Consider the following 19386-nt stretch of genomic DNA (forward strand, 5'->3'; position numbering starts at 1 on the left):
TGGCGCATCATGATCGCCGTCGCTAATCTTCTGTACGGTTTCAAGGCGCCCCTACGGGGCGCGCGGATGCCCTGCCGCACACGCCGTGCGCGCCGCACTCGCCACGCCCGGCCGGGCTCGCCGCACGCGGCGGGGCCCCGCCTCCCTTCGGTCGGCTCCCCACCGGTGCGTCGGCCTGCCGGGTGTGTCGGTGCGTCGGCCCGTCGGAGCGTCAGACCACCCGCCGCACGCCGGGAAAGGCCGTAGCCTGCGGTTCGTGAGAGATACGGACGCCCTTCGGGCGCCTCATACCCGGGGCTACGCCCCAAGGCCGCGGGACCTGACGGAGCGCGGTGTGTGCGGTTGACGCTGGTGTTTTCTGGGGCGCTGCCCCAGGCCCCGGCCCTCTCTCTGGAGGAGGGGGAGGGAGGGGCGGCGGATGTCCGCTGATCGCCTCCGCCGGACGGACACCCAAGGGGTTACCCCGGAACCCCCGACCGCGCAAGAGCGCACAGCACCCAGCAGGCACCGGCAACGTTGGCGCTCATGCACGGCCGGAGAACCCGGGGTAAGGCGCGGCCTGCCCGACCGACGGAGGAGATCAGCTCAGCCCGGAGTATGTGAAAGACAAAACCTGTCGTGGCGTAGAGTTCCGCCGACGACAAACGGCCGGTAACCGTGATCCGGGTTACCGGCCGTTCGGGTGTCACCAGGCATTACACGGTCAGAAGCGAGGCGACCAGCTCAGCGCCGACCGGATCAGCCGTGTCGGTTCCGTCCCGGGCCACGAGCAGCCGAACCCCGGCACGTCGCACCATCGCAAGCGCGGCCAGCTGGCCCGATTCCGTCTCGGCAAGGCGGTCGATGCTGTCGACCACGACCACGTCATACCGGCCCGCCCGGACCAGCCTCAGCGCCGCCCACCAGGCCCGCAGCCCCGACCCGAACTCACGCACCGCACCACCAGCGGCCCAGCCCCGCGCCGCACACGCCGAGGTGAACACGTCCCGCTGCTCGGCACCGTCCCCAGGACCGGTGTGCCGGGTGAAACTCAGCGCCCGCACCACACTGCCGGCCATCACCGGCCCCCGTCCCGACGATGCCGACCACCCGGGAACCCGGACACCTGCGCCCGGTACCACAGAGAGGCCATCGTGCCGGCCAGGGTCACCGAGTCCCACCACTTGCCCGCCACGTCCAACGGCGCGTTCGGGTCCACCATCACCCGCACCCCGCCCGGCAGCAGGAGCACCGGACGCAACGCGGCGTACTGGGTGTGCTTCGGCAGCTGAATCTCAGCGTCCTCCGCCGGATGCGCCTGCAACAGCACCTGTAGATGGGACCGGCTATCACCGGCCGTCCCGTATGGCATCATGACCATGGGTTCCACTCTCCTGTTCGCGCAGGATTTGGGATCAAGGCCCGGGAATGGTGCTACCAACACCGTCCCGGGCCGCTCTATTCAATTCCCTTTCATGATACCGGCCCACGGCGCGAAAGTCCGCGATTCCGGAAATTCGCAGAGCCAGGCAATTCCTACCTGCCGGCCGCAGACAGGGAGCCCCCGCGCGTCCGGCCGACCGACGCCGAGCGATCAAGCCGACCCGAGACCCACCGGCCGATAGACCCCGAGACGGCCAGCACCTCGACAGCCCATCTTGTGATCCCCATCACTCGCGATGGTGAATATGCAGGTCAGAGCCCTGTAGATCGGCCCGACCAGAAACCTACTTCGCGATCCTTGTGCACGGCAACGAAGTACCGAAGCTGACGCACCTCCAAGTCACTCATATCTGGAGGGTATCAATGGGGATCGAGATGATCCTTCTGGTTCGCCTCCTCCCGACGTTGACTGAGCCTGCGTGGGGCGCCGCGCATCGCACGACAACCGGGAGTCATTCATGATCGTTGTCACCACACCCACGGGCAACATCGGCCGGCAGGTGCTCGCGAACCTGCTGCGCGACGGGGAGGCCGTCCGAGTGATCGTCCGTGATCCCAGTCGGCTCCCTGGCCAGGTACGCGACCGCGTGGAGGTCGTCCGCGGCTCACACGGTGACGCCGACGTCGTGAACGAGGCGTTCGACGGTGCCGCGGCCGTCTTCTGGCTGGTACCGCCCGACCCCAAAGCGGAAGATCTCAAAGCCACCTATCTGGAGTTCACCCAGCCGGCATGCGACGCGTTCCTCCGCCATCAGGTGCAGCGGGTCGTCGGCGTCTCGGCCCTCGGTCGCGGAACCGCACCGGCGCTCGCCGGGAACGCGGGCCTGGTGTCGCTCTCACTGGCGATGGACGATCTGATCGCCGCCACCGGCGTGAGTTATCGGTCGCTGGCACTGCCGTCATTCATGGAGAACATGCTGCGCCAGGCCGCCGTCATCCGCGGCCAAGGGGTGTTCTTCCTCCCCCTGGACGGAGATCGGCGCCTCCGGGCATGCGCCACCCGCGACATCGCCGCTGTCGCGAGCCGGCTGCTTTCGGATGCGTCCTGGAGCGGGCAGGAAAGCGTCGCCGTACTCGGTCCCGAAGACCTGTCCGCCAACGACATGGCGCGCATCATGTCGGAGGTACTCGACCGGCCGATCCGCTTCCAGCAGCTCACGGAGGAGGAGTTCCGGGCGACGCTCGCCAGTCAGGGCCAGTCCCAGGCCATGATCGAGGGCATGGTCGACATGATGCGGGCCAAGAACAGCGGCCTCGACAACGCCGAACCGCGAACGCCGGAATCCAGCTCACCGACCAGCTTCCAGCGCTGGTGCGAGGAGGTGCTGCGTCCGGCCGTTCTGGGCTGAGAACCAGTCCTTCGCCAGTCAGCTTCGTCAGGCAGCTTCGTCAGGCAGCGCGGCCGGGTAGCGCAGCGAGCTGCCCGGCACGCACCCGCTCCAGCATGGTCGCGACCGTTCGGATGATCTCGGGGAGCGTGTCGCGCATCCCGGCCGCGGCCGACTGGTAGCTGTCCAGATCGACGACGCCGGCACCGGCGAGCAGGCACACCGGGTCCGCGAGCCTGGATTCCAGCCAGATGACGGGATCGTCCGGAAGCCGCCGCCGCGACTCCGGAAGATCCACCCGGAACACCGCATCATCGCCAGCGGCCCGCCGTGCGGCAGGAACCGATCCGAACCGCGAGAACCGCGACTGACGTTCGATGAGCCGAAGCTCCACCCGCACACCCCGCTGGGGCTCCGGCTCCGGCTCCGCGTCCGGCGGCGACTCAGGCGGCGACTCGAGCTGAGGCTGAAGCCCCAGCCCCATCTCCAGCTCCCGTTCCGGCGGCGAATGCGGCGGCAGCCCGGGTTGCGGCCGCGGACCGGATCCCGGGCCTTTCTGGTTGCGAGCAGCCTCGGATTCGGTGAAGCAGAGATCTTCGACGATGACGGCAAGCCCGTCGAAGCAGAACATTGTCAGCATGTCCCCCGCCCTTCTATCGGCGTCGAGCCGGCACCTTGCGGCGTCCGACCCGTCGGCCCGATGCTGGCACGCTACGCGCAGGCCCGTCCGCCGCACACGGCACCCTTCACCGACCCGAAACGACCTGGTTGCAAAGACCAGCGGCACGACCTCCGCCCGAGGAGCGGTCCGCCGCTCCGCGCAACACCACGGTCACAACACGCCGCCCCCGACAGACGGCACCGCGGCGAAACGCCGGAATCAGTACACGTCGCGGACATAGCGCCGATCGGCGGCAAGCTGTCGGACGTAGGCCACCGCATCGTCGGCATCGAGATTGCCGTAGGTAGCGACGACATCGCGCAATGCCTGATCCACGTCCCGGGCCATTCGGGCCGCGTCGCCGCAGACATACACATGGGCACCGTCGTTCAACCAGGTCCACAGCCGCGCGCCCTGTTCACGCATCCGATCCTGCACGTAGATCTTGGCCCGCTGATCGCGGGAGAACGCCAGTCCCAGCCGGGTCAGGGTGCCGGCGGCGGTGAACGCGGCCAGCTCGTCGGCGTAGTAGTAGTCGGTGGCCCGGCGCTGTTCACCGAAGAACAGCCAGTTCGGGCCGGAGGCCCCGCGGGCCTGGCGATCCTGCAGGAACCCGATGAACGGCGCGATGCCAGTCCCCGGACCAATCATGATCACTGGCGTCGCGTCATCGGCTGGCGGGCGGAAGTGCGGTGCGGGTTTCAGGAAGACCCGTACCGGACATCCCGGCTCCGCGGCGGCAAGAAAAGTGGAGCACACGCCGCCGCGGGGGCGGTCGTCACTTCCCGTGAATCGAACAACGGACACGGTCAGGCTCACCGTCCGCGGATCCACCAGCGGCGAGGACGAGATCGAATACAGCCGCGGCCGCAGCGGGCTCAGCACCGTGAGCCAGTCTGCGGCATCCGCACGCACCGGGTGCTCGTTGAGGACGTCGACGGCCTGCCGTCCCCATCTCCATTTCTCCAGCTCGAGCTGGTTGCCGGGCCGCAACAGGGTGCGCAGGTGAGGGTCGTCGGTACGGTCGGCGACAAACCGGAGCAGATCGGGCCGGACCGTGGTGATGTCCAGGCTGTGACGCAATGCCGCCAGCAGCGGCAGTCGCCCGTTGTCGCCGGTCTGGACGTCGGTGTGCGGGTCGAGACCGGTCGCGGCGAGCCACTCGTCCACCAGGGCGGGACTGTTCGTCGGCCAGACGCCCAGGGCATCACCCGCCCTGTATTCCAACTCACCGCCGGTCAGGTCAAAGGTGACCTTTCGCACCTCCTTGCTCGAACGATCCGTGGTCAGAAGACGGTTGCCGAGCAGCGTCACCGTCCGGGCGGCGCCAGCCGACGCTGACCCGGACGTGACCCCGGCGCCCGCCCCAGCGCCAGCGCCAGCGCCGACCCCGGCCCCAGCCCCAGCGCGAACGCCCGCCCGAGCGCCGACGCCGGCCGCAGACTCGGTCACGGCCGCGGTCGCGGTCCCGGCCCCGAACCCGGTTGCAGTCGTGGTCGCCGACGGATCACAGCTCGCGCCGGCCGGCCCTGGGGACGCCGCCCGCAGCGCCGCCATGACCTCCTCCAGCCAGTCGTCCAGGGTGCCGATGTAGTCGGGTTCGCAGTCGACCCGGCCGACGAGCCGCGCCGCGCCGAGCTCGGCCAGGCGTCGGTCGAGACGACGCCCATGGCCGCAGAAGTCCGCGTAGCTGGAGTCGCCGAGCGCCAGCACGGCGAAACGCCGACCGTCCAGGCGCGGTGCGTCCGCGGCACTCACCGCGTCCCAGAAGCGCGCGCCGTTGTCCGGGGCGTCGCCGTCGCCGAAGGTGCTCGTCACCACCAGCAGGTCACCCGGAGCGAGGAGCAGGTCGCCGGCCGGAGCGGCCATGTCGTGGAGGTGCACGTGCCATCCGGCGTCCCGCAGCCGATCCCGCACGGTGGCCGCGGCGTCTTCGGCGTTGCCGGTCTGGGAGGCCCACAGCACTCGAACCGTGCTGTCCCCGCTGGCCCCCCTCTCCCCCCGCACGTCCGGGTCCGCGGTCGCGACGTCCGGGATCTCCCGCCTGACCTGGCTTGGCACCGACGGAACTCGCGGCGCGGGTGCGGCCAACCCGGCGGCGAGGAAGCCGTTCACCCACTGCAGACGCCCCGCGTCGAAGGGTGCGTCGGTGGGCAGGCGCGGCGGCTGGCCCGTGGCCGGCGGCATGGTCGCCAGCGCGGAGAGGAAGCCGGCGAGGTACTGGCGCTGCGGGTCGGTGAGGTCCGGTGGGCCGAGGCCGACACCGAGCGCCGCGCCAAGCGTCTCGATCACAACTCGCGCCACGGGTGCGGCAGCCGGCGCATCTGCCGCACCCGCTCCGGGCCCTGGTGCAGCCATCGGCCCCGCTGGCCCCGCAGGCCCCGCAGGTGCCGCTGCTGCCGCTGCTGCCGCAGGCCCCGGTGGCCCCGGTGGCCCCGGTGGAGCCGATGGAGCCGATGGAGCCGATGGAGCCGAAATGGTCACCGATGGTGCTGGTTCGGTCACCAGCGAAGCCGGTGCGGCGACCCTGGTCAGGGAGACCGCGCAGACCTTCAGCTCGGGCTGGAACGAGACCGGGTCGACGGCGTCGCTGGTCACCGCGTTGATGCTGAGCTGGGCGCCGAACAGGTCGTTCCAGTGAAACGGCGCGAAGCAGCCGCCTGGCAGCACCCGGTCCGAGACGACCACGGGCAGCACGGCGCGGCCACGGCGCGAGGCGATCTCGATCCGGTCATCGGCGGTGACCCCGAGCGCGGCGGCGTCCAGCGGGCTGATCTCGACGAACGGTCCCGGATTGAGCCTGTTCAGTTTGGCGACCTTGCCAGTCTTGGTCAGGGTGTGCCACTGGTGCGCCAGCCGCCCGGTGTTCAGCAGGAACGGGTAGTCGTCGTCGGGCAGCTCGGCCGGCGGCAGGTGCGGCCGGGGATGGAACATGGCCCGGCCGGTCGGCGTCGGGAAGCGCAGCGCGGGGCGGGTGCCGTCGGCTCGTTCCAGCGTCGGCTGGCTGACACCGTCGTTGCGGTAGCGGATCGGGTTGCGGTCCGCGGAGCCGGGGGCGGCCGGCCACTGCACCGGCCCCGCCCGCAGCCGTTCGTAGCTGACGCCTCGCAGGTCGTAGCCGGTCGCGGGGTTGCGGAAGGCGCGGATCTCGGCGAAGACCTCCTCGGCGCTGGCGTAGTCGAAGGCGTCGGCGAAGCCCATCGCCGCCGCGACCCGGGCGATGAGCTGCCAGTCGGGCAGGGCCGCACCGGGCGGGTCGACGACCGCGCTGGTCAGGGTCAGGTTCCGCTCAGAGTTGATCATTATGCCGTCCGTCTCCCCCCACATCGTCGCGGGCAGGAGAACGTCGGCGTGGGCTGCGGTCTCGGTGTCGGCGTAGGCGTCCTGGACGACGACCAGCTCGGCCGCGGCGAGGCCGTCGAGCACCGTCGAGCGGTTGCCGACCGACGCCACCGGATTGGTACAGATGATCCAGCAGGCCTTGATCTGACCGGCGGCCATCCGTTGGAACATCTCGACGGTGCCCTGACCACCGACGTCCGGCCGCAGGGTGCCGGCAGGCAGGTCCCACTGCCGCTCGACGAACGCCCGGTCGGCCTCGACCTGCACCGAACGCTGACCGGGCAGGCCTGGTCCCATATAGCCCATCTCCCGGCCGCCCATCGCGTTGGGCTGGCCGGTCAGCGAGAACGGCCCGGCGCCGCGCCGGCAGATCGCCCCCGTCGCCAGATGCAGGTTGATCAGCGCGTTGGTGTTCCAGGTGCCGTGGGTGCTCTGGTTGAGACCCATCGTCCAGCAGCTCACCCAGGTCGCGCCCGCGTCGGCGATCCATCCGGCGGCGCGGCGCAGGTCCGCTTCGGTGAGCCCGGTCAGTTCGGCGACTGTCGACGGCGGGTAGTCGGCCAGGAACCCGGGCATCTGCTCCCACCCGTCGGTGTGCTCGGCGATGAAGGCCGCGTCGAGGTGACCGCCCTCGACAAGCAGGTGCAGCAGCCCGTTGAGCAGTGCGAGATCGGTGCCGGGACGGATCTGGAGGAACAGGTCCGCCTTCTCCGCGGTGGCGGTACGCCGCGGGTCGACGACGATCAGCCGCGCACCGGCATGAACCCGTTCCATCAGGCGCAGGAACAGGATGGGATGGCAGTCGGCCATGTTCGACCCGATGACCAGGAACACCTCGGCGTGGTCGAAGTCGTCGTAGGAACCGGGCGGGCCGTCGGCGCCGAGAGACAGCTTGTAGCCGCTGCCCGCGCTGGCCATGCACAGCCGGGAGTTCGACTCGATCTGGTTGGTACCCAGGAAACCCTTGGCCAGCTTGTTCGCGAGGTACTGCGCCTCCAGGGTCAGCTGACCCGACACGTAGAGCGCGACCGCATCGGGGCCGTGCTCGTCGATGATCGACCGCAGCCGGTGGGCGACCGTGCCGACGGCCTCGTCCAGCCCGACGTCGACCGGCTCGCCGCCGCGCCGTGGACGAATCCGTGCCGTCCCCAGCCGGCCCGGGGCCGCGAGCATGTCGGCGCTGGTCGCGCCCTTCGTGCACAGTCGGCCCCGGTTCGCTGGGTGCGCCTTGTCCCCCTTCACCCGGCTGACCTGGCGACGGCCGTCCGGCCCCGCGGCGATGTCGAGGACCATGCCGCAGCCGACCCCGCAGTACGAGCACACTGTCCTCGTCGTCCCGGACGCGGTCACCTACTCCCCCTCCGCAAGAAGTCGACACCCGGAATGACACATCGACGGCACCACCCGAATCCAGCCGATCCCGGCCCGAATCCGGCCCGAATCCGGCCGGGACTGCCGGAACAGCCGGGCCGGTGCGCCCGGATCAGACCATAGGATGAGCGCGTTTCACCGGTGTCACACCGACCCGGTCCGCCGATTACCGCCACCGCACACCGACCGTCATGGCATTGTGAACCCACCGGCTCTCACCGCCTGCCCTCGCCCGGTGAGAGCACTGTTTTCCCGCCGTGTAATGACCGGCCAAGCGCCCCGAAACAGCCGGCTCCTAACGTGCTGTCGCGACAGGTTCTGCCCGACGTGTTTCGCGAATCTCCCCCGAGGAGCCCCCATGAGCGCGCCCAGCACCGGCAGGAATCCGGACCGGCGCACCAGCCGGTCCGGACGATGGATCGACGACTGGCATCCGGAAGATCCCGTGTTCTGGAACGAGACCGGGCGCCGGATCGCCCGGCGCAACCTGGTGCTGTCGGTCATCGCCGAGCACTTCGGGTTCTCCGTATGGGTCATGTGGAGCATCCTGGTCGTCAAGATGGGCGCGAACGCCGACGGCGGCCCGGGCCCCGCCGGCTTCGCGCTGACGATCGACCAGCAGTTGTGGCTCGTCGCGGTGCCGTCCGGGGTCGGAGCCTTCCTCCGCCTGCCCTACACCTTCGCGGTGCCCGTCTTCGGCGGCCGGAACTGGACGGTCTTCTCCGCGCTGCTGCTGGTCGTCCCGTGCGCGCTGATGATGTGGGCGGTGCGCCACCCCGAGCTCTCCTTCGGGACGCTGCTGATGATCGCGGGAGTCGCCGGGGTCGGCGGTGGGAACTTCGCCTCGTCGATGACCAACATCTCCTTCTTCTACCCGGAGAAGGAGAAGGGCTGGGCGCTCGGGCTCAACGCGGCCGGCGGCAACCTCGGAGTCGCCGTGATCCAGAAGCTCGGCGCGGTGGTCATCGCGGGCGGAACCGGAGCGGCACTCGCCCAGATCGGGCTGATCTACATTCCACTGGCGATTGTCGCAGCGGTCGGCGCACTGCTGTTCATGGACAATCTCTCCGAGGCGAAGGCGGACTTCGGTTCCACCGCGTCGGCGGCCCGGCGCGGCCAGACCTGGATCATGTCCTTTCTTTACATCGGCACCTTCGGCTCCTTCATCGGATATTCGTCGGCGTTCCCCGCGCTCCTGAAGAACCCGGCGCTGTTCAACCGGCCGGATTTCGCTCTCGGCTACGGATTCCTCGGCGCGCTGGTCGGTTCGGTCGCCCGCCCGCTCGGCGGGAGGCTCGGCGACCGGATCGGCGGCGCGAAGGTGACCGTCGCGGCCTTCGCGGTCATGACGCTGGGCGGTCTCGGCGCGGTGGCGTCGATCGGCCGCCGGGGCGGAATCCTCGACAGGCCGAGCTTCGGGCTCTTCTTCGCCTCGTTCATGCTGCTGTTCCTCGCCAGCGGCATCGGGAACGGCTCGACCTACCGGATGATCCCGGCGATCTTCGCCGCCCGCGGGGCCCGCAACGGCGGAACCGCCGAGGCCATGCTGCGGGCCCGGCGGGAGGCCGCCGGTGCCATCGGCATCTGTTCCGCGGTCGGAGCCTTCGGCGGCTTCCTCGTGCCGATCATCTACGCCGAGTCGAACAAGGCCTACGGGACGATCGCCCCGGCCCTGTGGGTCTATGTCGGCCTGTTCGTCGTGATGGCCGTCGTCACCTGGCTGTGTTACCTGCGCCGCGGCGACATCGGCGCCCGGCCGAGCCCCGCGGCGACACCGTCGCAGGTGCTGGCGGCGAGCACGCACTGACCCAACGGGAACACCCTGGGCCGGAACGAGGCGGAACGGAGGGGTGGACAGCTGCGCGGCGGGCTGTCCGCCCTCCTTTCAGTAGCCGCGGCGTCAGTAGCCATGGCGTCAGTGGCCGTGGCGTCAGTGGCCGCGGCGCCTCAGTCGGAGATGCGGTAGACGGTGACCCGTTCGAAGGAGACCGTGGCACCCGGACCAGGCAGCATCACCCGGTACTCGTACTGGTCGTCCACGCTGTCGCAGGTGAAGCCGATCTCGAAGAAGGCGAACGTGGGCGTGAGCTCACCCGCCCGCAGGTCGCGGGTGGCCAGTTTCTCGCGCCGCAGGTGCACATACACCTCGATGCGGGCGATCGGCGTGTCGGCGGGGAGGTCGACATCCGGGTCGAGCTCGGCGGCGAGCCGGAACGTCGCCCGGTATGAGCCGCGCACCGGCAGCGTCTCGCGCGGCCCGTAGACGAGGGCCTTGCGGCTCTCCGAGATGTACCCGCCGCGGATGACCCGCCCGACACCGATGTCCGGCAGGTCGACAAGCTGGCCGACCGCGGTCTCCATCGGCGGCATCTGGCTGCCGAAATACCGCATGACCACCCTGCCGACCAGGGGCGGGGTGTCGGACCGCTCGGGCAGCAGGCTGTCGCAGATCTGCATGATGCTTCGGGCGTAGCCCTCGGTGGTGGTGTCGCGGTTGCTGTCGTAGATCGACCTGGCCAGGTCGCGGATGCTCGTGGTCAGCCGGTTCGTCAGCCGCCGGGCGTTCTCCGCCTGCCGGTTCACCCAGATCGCGTAGCCGAAGGACAGCACGCCGATCACACCGAAAGCGAAGTTGAGCGCGTCCACCGTCAGCGCCCCCAGGCCCTCGACCGCGGACGCACCGCGGCTATCGGAAAACGGGCCCGGCACCGACACGAAAAACGTCCGAACCCCACATACCTGATCGTAGTATCCCGATCGCCGACGCAGGTCGCGGAGCGGTCGCGGCTGCCGCCCCTGCCCCGCCTTCACGAGCGGGGCGGTTCCGCGGGTTGGCGCGAGTTGGCATGATGGCCTTCTCATCGCCGAGACCGGCCATCGGGGCTGGTCTCGTGCTGCGCGGGCGGAAAGGTGCGGTCTGATGCCTGCTGCCGGCTATTCCGGGACTCCGCTGGCGCGCAAGCTCGGGGTCAGGGCGGACAGCCGGCTGGTGCTGGCTGCCGCTCCGCCAGGCTGGACCGTTCCCGACCTACCGGGCGGCGTCGAGTACAGCAGCGTCGCGCGCCTGGACGACCTGGTCCCCGGACCGGTCGACGTCTGTGTGGCCTTCTGCCGGGAGGCGAGGGACGTGCGCCAGGCCGCCGATTCCTTCCGCGAGTGCGTCCGGCCGGCCGGCGCGCTGTGGTTCGGTTGGCCGCGCAGGGCCGCCGGGCATCGCAGCGACGTCACGGAGAACCTCATCCGGGAGGTCGTTCTCCCGCTGGGGCTGGTCGACGTCAAGGTCGCGGCGATGGACGCGGACTGGTCGGGTCTGAAGGTCGTCTGGCGCAAGGAACGGCGCTGAGCGGTTACCAACCCGGGGTCCGTGCCGAGGCCGCCCTCCGAGGAGCCGGCGAGAAGGCCGGCTCCTCGGGGTGGTGAACAGGCCGTTGAACGAACAGGGCCTTGAACAGAGTGGTGACCTCGCCGGTCGCGGCGGCTAGAGGCGGCCGGGGGTACGGATGTCCTCGGGGACCCAGTCGGGGTTGCGGCGCTGGGAGAAGGCAAGCCAGCCCTCGCGGGCCTCGGAGCCGAAGACGCTGCGGTCCATGGTCATGCGGTCGTAGGTGCCGTAGTGCGCCGCGATGACCCGCTTGACGTCGGCACGCGCCCGCGGGGCGCCGCGGCAGCAGGCGCGCAGCGCGTCGAGCGCGACATCGCGCACCTGCTCGTGCGGGACGACCCGGGCGACCAGACCCCAGTCCAGCGCCTCCGCGGCGGTGACGACCCGGCCGGTGTAGAGCATGTCCTTGGCCCGGGCGGGGCCGATCTGGGCCGGCAGGTACTGCGCGTAGCCGGTGTCGGCGATGCCGCGGTAGACCTCCGGCGCCCGGAACGTGGCCCGCTCGCTGGCGACCGCCACGTCGGACATCATCGCGATGAGCAGGCCACCACCCTGGGCGATGCCGTTCACGGCGCTGACGACCGGCTTGCGGGAGTGCCGGATCGCGTCGAACGGGGTGTTGTCCATGCCGAAGAGCATCGGGCCGCCCCAGTCGTCGGGGGCGTTGTGGCCCAGGTCGCCACCGGGGATGAAGACGTCGCCGGTTCCCGTGATCAGCAGGCCGGCCAGCTCCGGGTCGTGGTTGACCCGGTCGACGGCGTAGCGGATGCCGAAGTACATCGCCGCCGTCAGCGCGTTGCGGGCCTGCGGCCGGTCGACCGTGCAGACCGCGAGGCTGCCGTGCCGCTCGAAGCGCAGGAACGGCGTGCCCAGCCAGTCCCCCTCCGGAGGGAGCGGCCTGCCCGCCTGTTCCGCCGACCTCGCACCGCTGGCTTCCTCGCCCATCCGCCCACTCCCGCGAAGTTGGATAATAAATTCAATGTAGCCTGCCGGCCGGATCGAGCGCACGCTCCCGCCAGGGCCCAGCCGTCGCGGGTGACCGGGGCCGCCGACAGCGACCCGCCGGCGGCCACGTCCAGGTCGCCGCCCGGCGGGCACGGCAGCGGGCAGCGGGCAGCGGGCGATACGGACACCTCCTACTCGCCCGGTAAACAGGGTCGGAAGGCCTCCTCCGGAGCTTCCGGCGCCAAACCTCGAAAACCCCTCCGGCGACTTCGAAAAAATCATCATGAGGGCCACCCTGTTCCCGTATCGCGGGAATGCAAACAAGGAATTCCGGCGCTACCGTCAGGCTATGACCCAGAGCAAAGTGGCGCCGCGCCACGGAACGATCTCCGAGCCGGCCTCCCGGGCGAATATCTATCTTGAGGATTGGCAGGCCAACGAACTCGAATCAGGGAAGTTCTTCCCGGCGACCGAGGGCGGGCTGAACGACCCGTTCGCCCCGGACGACATCCCGAACGAACCGCCGCCCGCCGACGGGAAGATCGCGAGCGCTGGCCAGGATTTCGCCGCCCAGCTGGACAGGCCGGGATCGGACTGGCAGAAGCACCCGGTCGGCGCCGGCCAGGAGCTCTCCGTCACCTGGACCTTCCACGTACCGCACCGGACCCGGCGGTGGAACTACTTCCTCACCCGGCAGGGCTGGGACCCGAGCATGCCGCTGAGCCGGTCCCAGTTCGAGACGGCTCCGATCGCCGTGTTCCAGAACAGCGGGCAGCCGTACTGGTCGGCCGAGGATCTCGAACCGGCGGACCCGACCCGGCACACGTTCACGCTCCCGCAGCGGCAGGGCTACCACGTCCTGCTCAGCGTGTGGGAGGTCGCCGACACCGCCAGGGGCTTCTACCAGGTTATTGACCTCGATTTCACCGGGTGAGACCACCGCCCTGTCCGCCGGCCGGCCTCCCGGTCGGCGGACAGCGTTCTGCCCGGGCCGGAAGGGCAACAGCCAAAGCGGCAACAGTCAAAGCAGAAAAGGGGTTGGTAGTAATGCACGACGTCGACCACGGACGACTGGCATGACCGCGCGAACCGCCGCCGACGCGCTGCGCGAGGCGATGATCGGCCGGGGCGGGCCGGAGGCGACCGGCTGGGCGGGTCCGCTCGAGCTGCCCCCCGCGCCGCGCGCGGGAGCCACCGTCGCCGTTCTCGGTGCCGGGGTCGGCGGGCTGACCGCGGCCTACGAGCTCGGCCGGCTGGGCTACCGGTGCACCGTGCTGGAGGCCTCGGACCGCGTCGGCGGCCGCAACCGCACGGCCCGCAACGGTGACGTGCTCCGCGAGATCGGCCCGACCGGGGAGCTGGTCGTCACGCACGAGTGCGTCTTCGACGACGATCTCTACCTCAACCTGGGCCCCGGCCGCATCCCGTATCACCACCGCCGGATGCTGGACTACTGCCGGGCCTTCGGGGTCGCCCTCGAGCCGTACATCATGGAGACCACGGCGAACGTCATCCACCTTGCGGACGGCCGGATCGTCCGATGGCGCAACCGGCAGGTCGCCAACGACACCCGCGGGCACCTCGCGGCGATGCTCGCCGAGCACCTCGTGCGGCGGGACGCCGCGACCGGGGAGCTGCTCGACCTGCTGCGGGTGTTCGGCCAGCTGGCGGGCGACCACAGCTACCAGGGCTCGACCCGCTCCGGGTACGTCGAGGATCCCGACGTGCACGACTGGCCCCTCCCGGCAGAGCCGATCCCCTTCGCGGACCTGTTGGAGTCGGGTTTCTGGAAGCACAGGTTCTACCAGCCGCTGGACTATCTGTGGCAGGCCACGATGTTCCAGCCGGTCGGCGGGATGGACCGCATCGTGACCGCGTTCGAGCGGGAGATCAACGACAGGTTCGGCGACATCATCGAGCGCAACGCCGAGGTCACCGCGATTCGGCTGCTCGGCGAGGGTGGGGTGGACGTCGAATACGTGCGGGAGGGCAGCGCCCGGAAGCTGACCGCGGACTACTGCGTCAGCAGCATCCCGCTGCCGGTGCTGCGGAACATGTCCACCAACTTCTCCGCCGAGTTCGACGCGGCGCTCCATGCCGTCGAGTTCGCCGACACCTGCAAGGTCGGGTGGCAGGCGGAGGAACGTTTCTGGGAGAACGACACCGACCAGATCTACGGCGGGATCAGCTGGACGAACCATCCGATCACCCAGGTCTGGTATCCGAGCAACGACTACTTCTCCCCGGCGGGAACGGGCACCGTCACCGGCGCCTACAACTTCGCCGACGTGGCCAGGAAGTTCGGCGATCTGGAGCCGCTGCAGCGGCTGGACCAGGCCCGCGCCGGCGCGGCGGAGCTGCACCCGACGTTCGCCGACAAGAACATCGTTCCCACCGCGAAGGGCCTCACGATCGCCTGGCAGAAGGTGCCCTACCAGCTCGGGGGCTGGGCCGACTGGGACCCGGCGGACGCGGAGCACATGGTGGCCTACAAGGAGCTCCTCGAGCCCGAGGGCGACGGGCGCTTCTTCATGCTGGGCGACCAGTGCTCACCGCTGCCCGGCTGGCAGGAGGGGGCGATGATGTCAGCCCACTACGTGATCGGCCAGATCCAGGGCGTCATCCCGCTCACCGTGCCCGAAACGGTTCGGGTGCCCGATTCGGTCGCCCTGACCCAGGGTTCCCGCTGACCCGCTGACCTGACCCGCTGACCCGCCGACATCCCCGGCCCGTTCAGTCCCGACGGTCGGGTTCAGTAGTGCCAGTCGTCACCGGCGGCGGTGTCGACGGCCCCGCGTTCAGGTTCGAAGGCCAGCCGGTAGCCGCGTTTGGCCACGGTCTGGATGATGCGGGGGTCCCCGAGCGCGGAACGCAGGCGGCCCACGGCCACCTCGACCGCGTGCTCGTCTCCGCCGCCGGGCGGCAACAGCTCACGCCGGGTGATGACATGCCCGGGCCGGGCCGCGAGGCGGCGCAGCAGCGCCATGCTCGTCCGGCTGAGCGGGACGAGCCGCCCGTCCACGACGACGGCCTGGCCGCGCAGGTCGAGCCAGTGGTCGGCGACCGGCAGCACCCGGCCGCGCCGGCGCGGGATCTGCTCGACGATCTCGCGCACGAGGGCGCCGAGCCGCGCCCGGGGCGGCGCGATCACCGGAATGTCCCGTTCCAGCAGCGGTCCGGCGGTCACCGGACCGACGCAGGCCGCCACCACCGGGCCGAGCAGCGCCTCGCGCACGGCCTCGCCCAGCCCCTGCTCGTCCGCGCTGCGCAGGAAGCTCACCGCGGCCGGCGCGCTGGTGAACGCGACCGCGTCCAGTTCGGTGGTCGCGACCGCGTCGATCAGCCGCCGCAGCGGGGTGACGTCCTCGGGCCCGATCCACCGGTAGACGGGGACCTCGATGACGTCCGCGCCGGCCAGCCGCAGCGTCTCCACCAGGTCCGGAAGCGGTTCCCCGTGCTGCTGCACCGCGATGCGCCGGCCGTCGAGGTCGTCCCGCTCGATCAGGTGCTCCAGCACCTCGCTGGACGACTCCGATTCCGGCGACCAGGCCTCCCGCAGCCCGCTCGCGCGGATCGCGCCGCGGGCCTTGGGGCCGCGGGCCAGCAGGGTCGCCGAGCCGATCGCCTTGGTGAGCGGATCCAGCAGATCCCAGGCGTCGGCGGCCTCCATCCAGCCGCGGAAACCGATCCCGGTGGTGGCGACGACGACGTCCAGCGGCGCGGACAGGCACCGCTCGGTCGCCTGGCGCAGCTCCGTGTCGTCGGCCAGCGGGACGATCCGGATCGCCGGGCCGTACAGGACCCGTGCCCCGCGGCGTTCGAGCGCGGCACCGAACTCCTCCCGGCGGCGCGCCGCGGTGATCCCGATGGTGTAGCCGGCCAGCGGCTCGACGCCGGTGGAGCCACCAGTCACGTCGCATTCACCTCAACCATTCCCTCGCGGCTGCGCACCTCGTAGACGGGTACGGTGACCCCTTCCGCGTCCAGGCACTCTCCGGTGCGCAGATCGAAGACCTGCTTGTGCAGTGGAGACGCTACCGTCCGCCGCCCCGCCCGGCTCCCGACGATGCCCCGGGCGAGCACGCAGGTGCCGGTGAACGGGTCCCGGTTGCCGAGGGCGAACAGCTGACCGTCGTGGCAGCGGAACAGCGCGACCTGGACATCGCCGACGAGCGCGGCGACACCGCGCTCCGGCAGCAGGTCGTCGTACCGGCAGATCGCGGCCCACGTCATGGTTGCGTCCTTTCCCGTCATCGGGCCGGTACCCCCGCCGGGACGCCGGTAGCCGGAACAGAGGTGGCTGGGGCAGAGGTGGCTGGGACAGAGGCGCCTGGGGCACCGGCAACCGGGAGGCCCAGGAGAACCGGCCGGGGCTGGCCGCGTTCCGTCACGAAGGTGATGGTCGGGTCGGGGGTGTCCGGGGCGTTCACGAACGAGACGAACCGGCTCAGCCGCGCCGGGTCGGCCAGGACCGCCGCCCATTCGTCCTCGTAGCCGCCGACGTGTCGCTCGATCGCCGCGTCGAGCTCCGCGGCGATGCCCAGGGCGTCGTCGACGAGCACCGAGCGCAGGTAGTCGAGGCCGTCCACCTGCTCACCCCCGGGGCCGGTGGACAGCGACTCGACCCAGCTCGACGTCCGCTGCAACCGGTCGGCGGTGCGAACGTAGAAGACGATGAACCGGTCGATCGTGCGGACCAGGGTCTCGGTGTCGACGTCGGTGAGCAGGAGGTCCGCGTGCCGGGGCCGGAACCCGCCGTTGCCGCCGACGTAGAGGTTCCACCCGTTCTCGGTGGCGATCACGCCGATGTCCTTGCCACGGGCCTCGGCACATTCACGCGCGCAGCCGGAGACCGCGGCCTTGATCTTGTGCGGTGACCGGATGCCGCGGTAGCGCAGCTCCAGCGCGATGGCGAGGGCGAGGGAGTCCTGCACGCCGTACCGGCACCAGGTCGAGCCGACACAGGACTTCACCGTGCGCAGTGCCTTGCCGTAGGCGTGCCCCGACTCGAACCCGGCGTCGACGAGACGGCGCCAGATCGCCGGCAGCTGCTCCAGCCGGGCTCCGAGCAGGTCGATACGCTGCCCACCGGTGATCTTCGTGTAGAGGTCGAAGTCCCGGGCGACCGTGCCGATGGCGATGAGCTTCTCCGGCGTGATCTCACCGCCGGGAATCCGCGGCACGACCGAATAGGTGCCGTTGCGCTGGATGTTGGCGAGGAACGCGTCGTTGGTGTCCTGCAGCGCCGCCTGCTCGCCGTCGAGAATGTGGCCGTTGCCGAGGCTGGCGAGAATGGATGCCACGACCGGTTTGCACACATCGCAGCCGCGGCCCCGACCGTACCGGTCGACGAGCTCGCTGAACGTCGCGATCCGCTCGACCCGGACCAGGTCGAACAGCTCCGCCCGCGAACAGTCGAAATGCTCGCACAGCGCCTTGCCGACGGTGACTCCGCTTTCGGTGAGCAGCGTCGAGAGCAGCGGAACGCACGACCCGCAGCCGGTGCCGGCCTTCGTGCACGCCTTGACCTCGGCGACGGTGGTGAGACCGGACCCGGCGATCGCGGTGTCGATCGCCTCCCGCGTCACGGCGTGGCACGAGCAGACCATCGCGTCGGCGGGCAACGCCCCGACGGACCCGTCACCAGGCCCGCCGCCGGCACCGGCACCGCGCGGGGCGAGCATCGCGAGCGGGTCCCCGGGCAGCGGGCGGCCGACCAGCGGACGCAGGGCGGCGTACCTCGACGCGTCCCCCACCAGCACTCCACCGAGCAGGGTGGTCGCGTCGTCGGAGACGACGAGCTTCGCGTAGGAACCGGCGACCGGATCGTTGACGGTGACTTCCAGCGCGCCGTCGGTGGTGGCCAGCGCGTCGCCGAAACTCGCGACGTCCACGCCGAGCAGTTTGAGCTTCGTGGCGGTGTCCGCGGCGCGGAACTCCGCGTTCCCGCCGGCAAGCCGGTCGGCGAGCACCGAACCCATCGCGTAGCCGGGAGCCACCAGCCCGTAGACCGTGCCGTCGATGCAGGCGCACTCCCCGATCGCGTGGACGGCGGCGTCGGCGGTGCGGCAGCCGGCATCGACCAGCACCCCGCCCCGTGCGCCGACCGCCAGCCCCGCGTCCCGCGCGAGCTGGTCACGCGGACGCACCCCGGCGGCGAACACGACCAGGTCGACGGGCAGCTCGGTGCCGTCCCCCAGGGTGACGAGCCTCGGTGCGGCCTGGTCCGGCGCGGCCTGGTCCGGTGCGGCCTCCGTCACCGCGGCGGCGAAGGTACCGAGATGGACGGTGACGCCGAGCTCCTCGACCAGCCGGCGCAGCAGCGCGCCGCCGCCGGAGTCGACCTGCAACGGCATGAGCCGCGGGGCCATCTCGACGACGTGCACGGCCAGCCCGAGCAGCCGCAGCGCGCGGGCGGCCTCCAGCCCGAGCAGCCCGCCGCCGACCACCAGCCCGACTCGCGTGCGTGCCCGCCGGGCGGCCGCGTGGATCGCCTCCAGGTCGTCGAGCGTGCGGTAGACGAAACAGCCCGGCAGGTCGGCGCCGGGCACCGGCGGGACGAACGCGGCGGAACCGGTCGCCAGTACGAGCGCGTCGTAGCCGACGGTCCGTCCGCGGCTGGTGGTGACGGTCCGTGCCGCGCGGTCGACCGCGATGACGGCCTCGTCGAGATGCAGCCGGTAACCGTTGCCGTCGTAACAGCCCGAGGCGACGAGATCCAGGCTCTGCGGGCTGGCTCCGTCGAAGTAGGACGACAGTGCGACCCGGTCGTAGGCTCGCCGCGGCTCCTCCCCGAAGACGGTGACCTGCCAGTGGCGGTCGACGTCCCGTTCCCGCAGCGCCTCGACGAAATGCTGGCCGACCATGCCGTTGCCGACCACGACGAGACGGCGGCCCGAGTTCGTTTCCATGACCAGTCCCCACGCGCCCGGATC

General features: G+C 70.7%; 14 protein-coding genes. 5 read left to right on the forward strand and 9 right to left on the reverse strand.

What is annotated here, in order from left to right:
* Nucleotides 1–695 precede the first annotated feature (695 nt).
* Nucleotides 696–1058: a recombinase family protein gene (locus ACG83_RS08185; protein ID WP_054565589.1), complete on the reverse strand. Its 363-nt coding sequence runs from the start codon at nt 1056–1058 to the stop codon at nt 696–698.
* Nucleotides 1058–1360 carry a hypothetical protein gene (locus tag ACG83_RS08190; protein WP_054565590.1) on the reverse strand — a complete coding sequence of 101 codons (303 nt, stop codon included), beginning with the start codon at nt 1358–1360 and terminating at the stop codon, nt 1058–1060. The genes ACG83_RS08185 and ACG83_RS08190 overlap by 1 nt, the downstream gene beginning before the upstream one ends.
* A gap of 520 nt (nt 1361–1880) precedes the next feature.
* On the opposite strand from ACG83_RS08190, the gene ACG83_RS08195 reads away from it, so the two are divergent.
* Complete coding sequence (locus ACG83_RS08195; protein WP_054565591.1) at nt 1881–2771, forward strand: NAD(P)H-binding protein; 891 nt, start codon at nt 1881–1883, stop codon at nt 2769–2771.
* Between the two features lie 40 nt (nt 2772–2811).
* On the opposite strand, the gene ACG83_RS45960 is transcribed toward ACG83_RS08195, so the two are convergent.
* Both ACG83_RS45960 and ACG83_RS08205 read right to left on the reverse strand, forming a co-directional pair.
* Nucleotides 2812–3390 (reverse strand): hypothetical protein, encoded by a 579-nt coding sequence (locus tag ACG83_RS45960; RefSeq protein ID WP_054565592.1) that lies wholly within the window; start codon nt 3388–3390, stop codon nt 2812–2814.
* A 240-nt stretch (nt 3391–3630) separates the two neighbouring features.
* Nucleotides 3631–8046, reverse strand: coding sequence for a bifunctional nitrate reductase/sulfite reductase flavoprotein subunit alpha (locus ACG83_RS08205; protein WP_083473095.1), 4416 nt, complete (start codon nt 8044–8046; stop codon nt 3631–3633).
* A 436-nt stretch (nt 8047–8482) separates the two neighbouring features.
* Between ACG83_RS08205 and ACG83_RS08210 the strand changes: the two genes are divergently transcribed.
* Nucleotides 8483–9931, forward strand: coding sequence for an MFS transporter (locus tag ACG83_RS08210; RefSeq protein WP_054565594.1), 1449 nt, complete (start codon nt 8483–8485; stop codon nt 9929–9931).
* Between the two features lie 140 nt (nt 9932–10071).
* Here the strand turns inward: ACG83_RS08210 and ACG83_RS08215 are convergent, their stop codons facing one another.
* Nucleotides 10072–10833: a hypothetical protein gene (locus ACG83_RS08215; RefSeq protein WP_152991282.1), complete on the reverse strand. Its 762-nt coding sequence runs from the start codon at nt 10831–10833 to the stop codon at nt 10072–10074.
* A gap of 211 nt (nt 10834–11044) precedes the next feature.
* Here ACG83_RS08215 and ACG83_RS08220 point away from each other — a divergent pair, with 211 nt between their 5' ends.
* Entirely contained in the window at nt 11045–11467 is a 423-nt protein-coding gene (locus tag ACG83_RS08220) for a hypothetical protein (protein ID WP_054565596.1), read from the forward strand.
* Between the two features lie 135 nt (nt 11468–11602).
* Here the strand turns inward: ACG83_RS08220 and ACG83_RS08225 are convergent, their stop codons facing one another.
* Nucleotides 11603–12451, reverse strand: a complete 849-nt coding sequence (locus ACG83_RS08225) for an enoyl-CoA hydratase/isomerase family protein (RefSeq protein ID WP_054565597.1) — start codon at nt 12449–12451, stop codon at nt 11603–11605.
* A 349-nt stretch (nt 12452–12800) separates the two neighbouring features.
* Here ACG83_RS08225 and ACG83_RS08230 point away from each other — a divergent pair, with 349 nt between their 5' ends.
* Together ACG83_RS08230 and ACG83_RS08235 are read left to right on the forward strand one after the other, a co-directional pair.
* Entirely contained in the window at nt 12801–13385 is a 585-nt protein-coding gene (locus tag ACG83_RS08230; RefSeq protein WP_054565598.1) for a lytic polysaccharide monooxygenase auxiliary activity family 9 protein, read from the forward strand.
* Between the two features lie 142 nt (nt 13386–13527).
* On the forward strand, nt 13528–15141 hold the full coding sequence (locus ACG83_RS08235) for an FAD-dependent oxidoreductase (protein ID WP_054565599.1): 1614 nt from the start codon (nt 13528–13530) through the stop codon (nt 15139–15141).
* A gap of 62 nt (nt 15142–15203) precedes the next feature.
* On the opposite strand, the gene ACG83_RS08240 is transcribed toward ACG83_RS08235, so the two are convergent.
* Genes ACG83_RS08240 through nirB form a run of 3 tightly spaced genes read right to left on the reverse strand, consistent with a single transcriptional unit; the run spans nt 15204 to nt 19362 of the window.
* Nucleotides 15204–16364, reverse strand: coding sequence for a uroporphyrinogen-III synthase (locus ACG83_RS08240; RefSeq protein ID WP_054565600.1), 1161 nt, complete (start codon nt 16362–16364; stop codon nt 15204–15206).
* Nucleotides 16361–16684, reverse strand: a complete 324-nt coding sequence (gene nirD, locus ACG83_RS08245; protein ID WP_083473096.1) for a nitrite reductase small subunit NirD — start codon at nt 16682–16684, stop codon at nt 16361–16363. Before nirD ends, ACG83_RS08240 begins: the two co-directional genes overlap by 4 nt.
* Before the next feature lie 17 nt (nt 16685–16701).
* Entirely contained in the window at nt 16702–19362 is a 2661-nt protein-coding gene (gene nirB, locus ACG83_RS08250; RefSeq protein WP_054565602.1) for a nitrite reductase large subunit NirB, read from the reverse strand.
* Between the last annotated feature and the right edge of the window lie 24 nt (nt 19363–19386).

The sequence above is a fragment of the Frankia sp. R43 genome (assembly GCF_001306465.1).
GTDB lineage: Bacteria > Actinomycetota > Actinomycetes > Frankiales > Frankiaceae > Parafrankia > Parafrankia irregularis.